8 protein-coding genes are annotated in these 8217 nt (G+C 45.0%); 2 read left to right on the top strand and 6 right to left on the bottom strand.

Features of this window, described 5'->3' with window-relative positions; all coding sequences use genetic code 11:
• Nucleotides 1–165 precede the first annotated feature (165 nt).
• From O9332_RS06055 to acs, 3 genes are all read right to left on the bottom strand, one after another.
• The gene (locus tag O9332_RS06055) at nt 166–633 is read right to left on the bottom strand and encodes a GNAT family N-acetyltransferase (protein WP_288024258.1); all 468 of its coding nucleotides are present in this window, start codon (nt 631–633) and stop codon (nt 166–168) included.
• A 24-nt stretch (nt 634–657) separates the two neighbouring features.
• Complete coding sequence (locus tag O9332_RS06050) at nt 658–1086, bottom strand: hypothetical protein (protein ID WP_288024256.1); 429 nt, start codon at nt 1084–1086, stop codon at nt 658–660.
• Nucleotides 1087–1463: 377 nt separating this feature from the next.
• On the bottom strand, nt 1464–3434 hold the full coding sequence (acs, locus tag O9332_RS06045; protein ID WP_288024253.1) for an acetate--CoA ligase: 1971 nt from the start codon (nt 3432–3434) through the stop codon (nt 1464–1466).
• A 251-nt stretch (nt 3435–3685) separates the two neighbouring features.
• Here acs and psaC point away from each other — a divergent pair, with 251 nt between their 5' ends.
• Nucleotides 3686–3931, top strand: coding sequence for a photosystem I iron-sulfur center protein PsaC (gene psaC, locus O9332_RS06040; protein ID WP_002734319.1), 246 nt, complete (start codon nt 3686–3688; stop codon nt 3929–3931).
• A gap of 322 nt (nt 3932–4253) precedes the next feature.
• Here the strand turns inward: psaC and O9332_RS06035 are convergent, their stop codons facing one another.
• Nucleotides 4254–4943: a Uma2 family endonuclease gene (locus tag O9332_RS06035; protein ID WP_002756679.1), complete on the bottom strand. Its 690-nt coding sequence runs from the start codon at nt 4941–4943 to the stop codon at nt 4254–4256.
• 75 nt (nt 4944–5018) lie between these two features.
• Here O9332_RS06035 and O9332_RS06030 point away from each other — a divergent pair, with 75 nt between their 5' ends.
• Nucleotides 5019–5747 (top strand): ABC transporter ATP-binding protein, encoded by a 729-nt coding sequence (locus O9332_RS06030; protein ID WP_002756680.1) that lies wholly within the window; start codon nt 5019–5021, stop codon nt 5745–5747.
• A 2-nt stretch (nt 5748–5749) separates the two neighbouring features.
• On the opposite strand, the gene O9332_RS06025 is transcribed toward O9332_RS06030, so the two are convergent.
• Together O9332_RS06025 and O9332_RS06020 are read right to left on the bottom strand one after the other, a co-directional pair.
• A complete protein-coding gene (locus tag O9332_RS06025) occupies nt 5750–6520 on the bottom strand; it encodes a class II glutamine amidotransferase (RefSeq protein WP_043998779.1) in 771 nt (256 codons plus the stop codon).
• A gap of 578 nt (nt 6521–7098) precedes the next feature.
• A complete protein-coding gene (locus O9332_RS06020) occupies nt 7099–8181 on the bottom strand; it encodes a hypothetical protein (RefSeq protein ID WP_353853411.1) in 1083 nt (360 codons plus the stop codon).
• Nucleotides 8182–8217 lie beyond the last annotated feature (36 nt).

Genomic DNA, 8217 nt, shown 5'->3' with positions numbered 1-8217 from the left:
GGGGTCAATTACCTAATTTTCAGGGAAAAAGTCCCTGAATTTCCCCCTGATCACTCCCATATCTGGTACTTTTTGAGGGGAAAAAAGTCCAAAAGTCTTATCCAACAAGGTTTTTAGATTTATTCAGCAAGCCCTATTTATTCGTTAATCCCATTGATTGCATTCCTAATCTTTCGGTGACACGAATTGAGCGATAATTATCGGGATTAACCACTGCGTAGATAATCGGCATTGTAAGGTGATTAAGCCGTATTCTAGAATAACTTTAGCCGCTTCGGTCATATATCCTTGTCCCCAATAATCGCACCGTAAATGCCAACCAATTTCGATATCTGGGGTAGGATAACCGTAGTTATCGGGTAAATTCTGTAAAATTATCGAACCGATAATCTGATTATTTTTTCGATCGATCATTGCCCACCAATCTCTGCCATTACCCTGATTACGAACAGTTGGTAATCTTGCGGAAAAATAGGCATTTAAACTCTCAATATCCGTGGCTAACTGACGAATTCTCGGTAAAAAATAAGTGACTTCGGAATTTTGATAGATCTGAAAAAAAGACTCTTTGTCTGCGGGTAGTTGCCAAGGACGAAGAATTAGGCGATCGCTTTTCATTGTTTTAGTGAGCAAATTATAGCAATTCTCTTGCTGAGATTAGGGATTATTGTCGATAAAAAAACTTCTAAATCCTACGGCTAGTAAGGAACCACTTAAGACAGTTATCAATGTCCAAATTTGATTTTTTTGGGTTCCTTCGACTTTCTCTAAGCGTTTATTCATGTCATCAAATTTACTATCAAGAGTTTTAATATCACCTTTAACTTCCGTGAGTTCAATCTTTAAATCGGTAGTATCTTTTTGAACAGTTTTGACATCAGCTTTCATTTCCGCTTGTCCATTCTCGATCACCTTCAATCGATTGTCAACCTCAATCAGTCGAGTTTCCATGGTAGTGAGTCGAGTTTCCATGGTAGTGAGTCGATTGTCGATTTCGTTGAATCGATGTTCGATTATCTTCTGTCCATTGAGGATTAAATCTTCTAGTCTTTTTAAATCATTATCGGTAGTAGTGGTGGTGGTCATTGATTAAACTCCTATAATTTCAATTCGCTCTTATCTTTATTATTATACCAAATCCGTTTTTAATCGTGTGATTAACTCCCAAGTTATGGATTGTTTTTTCCCACTTCCCACTTCCCCTATACCTTTTAAACAGGATTTATTATTAGCTATAAGTAGTCGGACATAAATTCTTTTGTCTATCTTAATAAATGTAAATTGCCGCAATTCTTACTGACTCCTGAATCCTGAATCCTTACCCCACAGTTAACTTTACTTTTGTCCAACTACTTAGCTTTGGTGCTTGAGCAAATATATTCACCGAGCATCACTCCCGTTAGAGTGAGATAAGATTAACTCTTATTCCTCACCCTAACTGCTAGGAAAAACCGGCAATTAAATTACGCACCTTGCCGTAATTTATCCAAAACCGATCGATCTTCTAGAGTAGAAGTATCACCAGAAATCTCTTGACCTGATGCTAAAGTTCGCAAGAGACGACGCATAATTTTACCCGATCGCGTTTTTGGCAGTACATCGGTAAAACGGATTTCTCCCGGTCGAGCAATAATGCCAATTTCCTTGACAACGTGATCCTTTAATGCTTGCGCTAACTCCGGACTCGCTTCATAATGCCCCTCGAGAGTCACAAAAGCATAGACTTCTTCCCCTTTAATTTCATCCGGTCGTCCCACCACAGCCGCCTCCGCTACCGCGGGATGGGATACTAAAGCTGATTCGATCTCCATTGTCCCTAAACGGTGGCCAGAAACGCTCATCACGTCATCGACGCGCCCCATTACCCAGAAATAACCGTCTTCGTCCTGACGGCTACCATCCCCGGCAAAATAGAGATATTGGCCATCTTTGGGGGCGATATGTTCCCAGTAGGTATTGCGGAAGCGATCGGGATTTTTATAAACTGTTCGCATCATACCGGGCCAGGGATGTTTGACCACCAGATAACCCCCCTCATTCGCTTGGGTGGGATTACCGTCTAAGTCCACCACTTCGGCCATAATACCGGGGAAAGGTAGGGTTGCTGACCCCGGTTTGGTGGCAATTGCCCCGGGTAAGGGAGTAATCATAATCCCCCCGGTTTCCGTTTGCCACCAAGTATCGACAATCGGACATTTTTCTTTACCGATAACCCGGTGATACCACATCCACGCTTCTGGGTTAATCGGTTCTCCCACAGTTCCCAGTAAGCGCAAAGAGGATAAATCCCGGCTATTGGGGATATCTTCACCCATTTTGATAAAAGCGCGGATAGCAGTGGGGGCAGTATAAAAGATATTAACCCGATATTTCTCGATGACATCCCAAAAACAGCCTAAATTAGAGGGACGGGGAACCCCTTCATACATTACCGTGGTTGCACCATTAGAGAGCGGTCCGTAAACGATATAACTATGGCCGGTAATCCAACCCACATCGGCAGTACACCAGTAAACATCGGTGTCTTTCAGGTCAAAAATCCATTTGCAGGTGACATGGGTGTAGAGATTATAACCGCCGGTGGTGTGGACGACTCCTTTCGGTTTGCCGGTGGAACCACTGGTATAGAGGATAAATAACATATCTTCACTATCCATGGGTTCGGCCGGACAATTAGCAGATACCTGTTTTTGTAGATCATGCCACCAGTAATCGCGATCAGCAACCATATTGATGGGTTCCTTGCTGCGTTGGACAACGAGAACTTTTTCCACACTGGGGGCGCTATTATCGGCTAGAGCCAGATCTACCTGTTCCTTGAGGGCAACGACTTTATCCTTGCGGAAACCACCATCGGCAGTGATTACCACCTTAGCGGCCGCATCATTAAGACGATCGCGCAAAGCATCGGCACTAAATCCCCCAAAAACTACACTGTGGGGCGCGCCAATTCTGGCACAGGCTAACATAGCGATGGCCGCTTCGGGAATCATTGGCAGATAAATTCCGACCACATCGCCTTTTTTTACGCCTAATTCTTTTAAAGCGTTGGCAAATTGACATACTTCTCGGTGTAGCTGTTCGTAGGTAATGGTGCGGCTGTCTCCCGGTTCTCCTTCCCAGATGATGGCGGCTTTATTGCGTCTCCATGTCGTGAGATGTCTGTCAATACAGTTGTAACAAATATTAATCTTGCCGTTGACGAACCATTTAGCAAAGGGGGGCTGCCAGTCAAGAATCTCTGACCATTTTTCAAACCAATGTAATTCTTTTTCGGCTAATTGGGCCCAAAAAGCCGAGGGATCGGCCTTGGCTTTGGCGTAGAGTTGCTGGTATTCTTCAAAGCTTTTAATGGTGGCATTCTGGGCAAATTCGGCACTGGGAGGAAACAGCCGATTTTCCTGTAGGATCGATTCGATCGCTATTTCTGTCATACTGGCAAACGAAATAAATTATCTTGCGATCCAGATTACCTTTTTCGGTTCCCCCCGTAACCCCGGCAAGTAATTCTTTAAGGCTATTTTAGAATTGCCCGATCCCTGACTAGCGATCGCCATTTGGCCCCAAGTGTTACAGAGTTTAAAGTTATGTCACCGATCGAGCGATGAACAGATCGCTGTAAGGTAAACTAACCGATAAACCCGAAATTTAACATGGAGAACACTCGGTAAGGAGTCATAATTCGATGTCTCATAGCGTTAAAATTTACGATACCTGTATCGGTTGCACCCAATGCGTTCGGGCTTGTCCCCTCGACGTGCTGGAAATGGTTCCTTGGGATGGCTGTAAAGCTGCCCAGATTGCCTCTTCCCCCCGCACGGAAGACTGTATTGGTTGTAAACGTTGCGAAACGGCTTGTCCGACGGATTTCCTAAGCATTCGGGTTTATCTCGGAGCAGAAACCACCCGCAGTATGGGTCTAGCCTACTAGGCCTGGCAATCATTCTGTGTTTAACATTTAGCGAAAACTAATCTTGTTAAGAGGACTAACCAGTCCTCTTTTTTCGTTATACTCCCTTCGCTAGTGAAGATTTTAGTTAGGGTTTGCGGCAAAAAGTACGGGCGAAGCATTCGGATAGAAAATCTACGGTTTCACCGATAAGTTATTGCCCGAATGCTTCGCCCCTACAGGACGCAATCGCCGATCAAGATGCAAGGTTTTTGAGCCACTAGCTTTAAAATCTTGCACCTGCCTCGCCAAACAGGCCCCAAACCCCTTACCTCGTCTATATTTCACATTTATTCAGCAGACCCTAGTTAGGTAATTCCCCAAAAAGTTGACGATATTTTTGCAGTTTTGCCTCCATTTCTACTAACTGCTGATTGACCTGTTCAGCCCGTTGGCGTTCATTTTCAGCCCGTTGCTTTTCCTGCTCCAGTAGTTGATTAATTTCGCTGTAGGACAAAAATTGAGTGCCATCAGGACGATAAATTTTTAACTCGTCGGTTAAGTCAAAACGAATGCCTAAACGGGGACTCACCCAATTATTAACCTCACTAACACTGTCTAAACTGTCACCAATTCGCTGCCAAGCTTCTAGACTATTATCATCGGGATCATAGACGTAGTATTCTTGGACTCCATAGCGATCATAAAATAGCAATTTTTTGGCCATTTCGATGGAGGTATTATTGGGAGAAAGAATCTCAAAGACGACTTGAGGAGCAAGATTATCTTCTTGCCATTGTTTGTAGGAACCTCGATCGCCTTTCGGTCTGCCAAATACTACCATCGTATCAGGAGCGGCGGCAATTTTCGGCTGGCCTTCCACGGGATACCACAACAGATCCCCCGCTACAAATACCTGGGGATCATCGATATATAACCAGTCGAGATTCTGCTTAATCGTCACTATCCAGTTAAATTGTTTAGTATTATCTGCCATCGGTTTACCGTCGCTCTCAGGATAGATAATCTCGGTTTTGTTAACTTGACTAACCATGGGGAATACCTGCCGAACTCATTGGGCTATTTTCATTATATAATAAGTTTGAACTAAGTAAGGAAAAGACCGATCTTGATTTTAGAACTACAGCAAGTAAATTTAGCTATCCGACGGGGTAGTGCTTATCTGTTAGAAGATATTACTTTTAGCATCAAGCAAGGAGAAAAGTTAGCTATTGTCGGAGCATCTGGGGCAGGAAAAACGACTATTTTACGATTGTTAAATCGTTTGCAGGAACCAAGCACGGGAAATATTTATTTTCAAGGTAAATCGATTAAGGAAATACCGGTTATTTCCCTGCGACAACAGATAGTTTTATTGCCACAAGAGTCGAAGTTATTAGGGATGACTGTTCGAGATGCTCTCGCTTATCCTCTGCAATTAAAAAAACTTAACCCTGCTGAAATTAATCAGAGAATTGACCGTTGGACATCTCTGTTAAAAATTCCTCAACAGTGGTTTGAACGCGGGGAGTTAGAATTATCTTTAGGACAAAGACAATTAGTAGCAATTACCAGAGCTTTGTTGTTAGAACCGAGCATACTGTTATTAGATGAACCCACCTCCGCTCTAGATACAGGCACGGCCAGCAGGTTATTAGAAGTATTAAATAATCAAAGTTCAATGACGATAATTATGGTCAATCATCAACTAGATTTTTTAGAGGAATTTGCCGAGCGAGTCATTTATCTAGAAGCGGGAAAAATTGGTTCAGATTGCCTCGCCCATCAATTAGATTGGTTAGGGCTAAAAACTCAGTTAATTGATTTAGAAAAATCTCGACAAAGTGACAATTGGTAAGATTAACTTAAAATTGCTGCGCCCTCCTGAAAAACTAATAATTCTCCTGAATTAATCGTTGTCCAAACTTCATTATCAGTTAAGGGTGTAGTGGCAATAATTGCTACTTGATCGCCAGGATGAGCTAAAGCTTGAAAATCAACGCTCACATCTTCATCAATTAAATGAGCGGCGGCAAAAGGATACTGACGGATTATATAGCTTAATTTCGTCGAACAATGGGCAAAAAAATGTTCACCATCGGATAAAAGATAATTAAAAATTCCTTGACAAGCGATAGAATTTGTGATAGTTTTTAGGACTTGATAAAGTTGTTCTAGGGAAGGTTTGCCCTGGGGAAAAGTCTCTCGTAGGGTATTAAGAATTAAACAGAAAGCTTTTTCCGAATCCGTCTCCCCAACTGGTTGATAAAAATCTCCCGCAGCCGGTGAGAAATTTTCTAAATGACCATTATGGGCAAAAACCCAATATTTTCCCCACAATTCCCGCCGAAAAGGATGACAGTTTTCTAGTTTAATTTCTCCTTGGGTAGCTTTGCGAATATGGGCGATAACATTGGTAGAATGGATGGGATAGTTTTTAATTAATTCCGCAATCGGAGAAGCGATCGAGGGTTTAACATCAATAAAAGTTCGACAACCTAAACCCTCAAAAAAAGCGATTCCCCAACCGTCTCGATGTTCGTCGGTTTTTCCTCCCCGCGCACAAAATCCCTCGAAGGAAAAACAGATATCCGTGGGGACATTACAATTCATGCCTAGAAGTTGACACATAGTTGCTTGAGTTTGAATATCAGATGCCGGCAAAATTACTTACTGCCAGCAGCCGTGACAGGAGACAGGAGAATTTTTTCCAGCTGCCTCTTGCCTATCCTAGCTAAGAAATTAATCTGGCACTAAGTAGGTAGGTGTTAAAAACTGTCAGACACCCCCCTTATCAAGGCTGACAGGGGGGATCAAACCCCCTCAAGGTAGGGTTGATTGTCGGTAGGTGTTAAAAACTGTCAGACACCCCCCTTATCAAGGGGGGCAGGGGGGATCAAACCCCCTCAAGGTAAGGTTGATTGTCGGTAGGTGTTAAAAACTGTCAAACACCCCCCTTATCAAGGGGGGATTAAGGGGGGATCAAACCCCCCTTATCAAGGGGGGATTAAGGGGGGATCAAACCCCCCTTATCAAGGGGGGATTAAGGGGGGATCAAACCCCCCTTATCAAGGGGGCAGGGGGGATCAAACCCCCTCAAGGTAGGGTTGATTCATGAATCAACCCTACTATGAATCAACCCTAGGGGCAGGGGAGGGAGATTCGGCTAATCTAAGAATAAGCGGTTTAAATGCGTCTTAGCTTACAAGCTACAGGCAAGTTTTCCATTTTTGGGCGATAGAAAGGATTAATGCTTTTTCTGCTAGGGGTAAATTGGCAGCCTGTCGGTCGATTATATCCCTTAATTCCCCGATAATCCGATCTCTAGTCCCTCGGGAGTCACTTCTCTGGACTAAAGCTACTTCTGCGATAACTCGATTTAAACTGCTGATAGCTTGCCAAGTTTGCGGACGTAATGACGGTTCTGGGGCAATGGGGGCAACTTTCAGGAAACCGATACTATCGAGAGTTGCAGCCTGACTAAATCGGTGTAAAGTTTGGGCTAGGCTATACATTTCTTCCCCGTAGGCGAGGGAACGTACCACAGCAAAGGCTGTTTCGGCTTTTTCGGTGTCCTGTTGGTGAAGATACCAAAAACCGGCGGCAGCGGCGCGAGCAGGAGTATCTAGACGGATTTGGCTGTCAGGAAAAGAAAACGGTTTCGCCGACGCATATTTTAACAATTGCCAATCGGAGGGATTTTCTGCCAGACGGGAGACGCGATAGATAATTTCTGCCTCTGGGAATTGCGATAAAACGCGGTTAACGGCGACAAGGACAGGAATAAACTGGCGGCTGTACCGAAAGTATTGATTGAGGTTATTAATAGCCGTTTCCCAGTCTTGCTGTAACCATTGTTGTAGAGTCGAGGTTAACCCCGGCAGCGGTAGAAGGGTAATACGGGGAAAAAGTCGCCCTTGAGGGCCCGCCAAAAGCCCGATTAGCCAATTATCAAGACGGAAAAAGGCGAATATAAACACCCCGCCCAACACCCCGCCCGACACCCCGCCCCACACCACGCCCGACACCACGCCCAACACCACGGACCGCACCCCGCCCGACATCACGCCCAACATCACGCCCAACATCACGCCCAACACCACGCCCGACATCACGCCCGACATCACGCCCCACACCCCGCCCAACACCACGCCCCACACCACGCCCGACACCCCGCCCCACAACACGCCCAACACCACGATCAACACCCCGCCCAACACCACGCCCCACACCAACCCCCACACCCCCCCCCAAAACCCCCCCCCCACCCCCCCCCACCCCCACCCCCCCACCCACCCCCCCCACCCCCCCACACCCCCCCCCCACAC

The sequence above is a fragment of the Microcystis sp. LE19-10.1B genome, assembly GCF_027530565.1.
Lineage (GTDB): Bacteria > Cyanobacteriota > Cyanobacteriia > Cyanobacteriales > Microcystaceae > Microcystis > Microcystis aeruginosa.
This window is presented reverse-complemented; position numbering and strand designations above follow the sequence as displayed.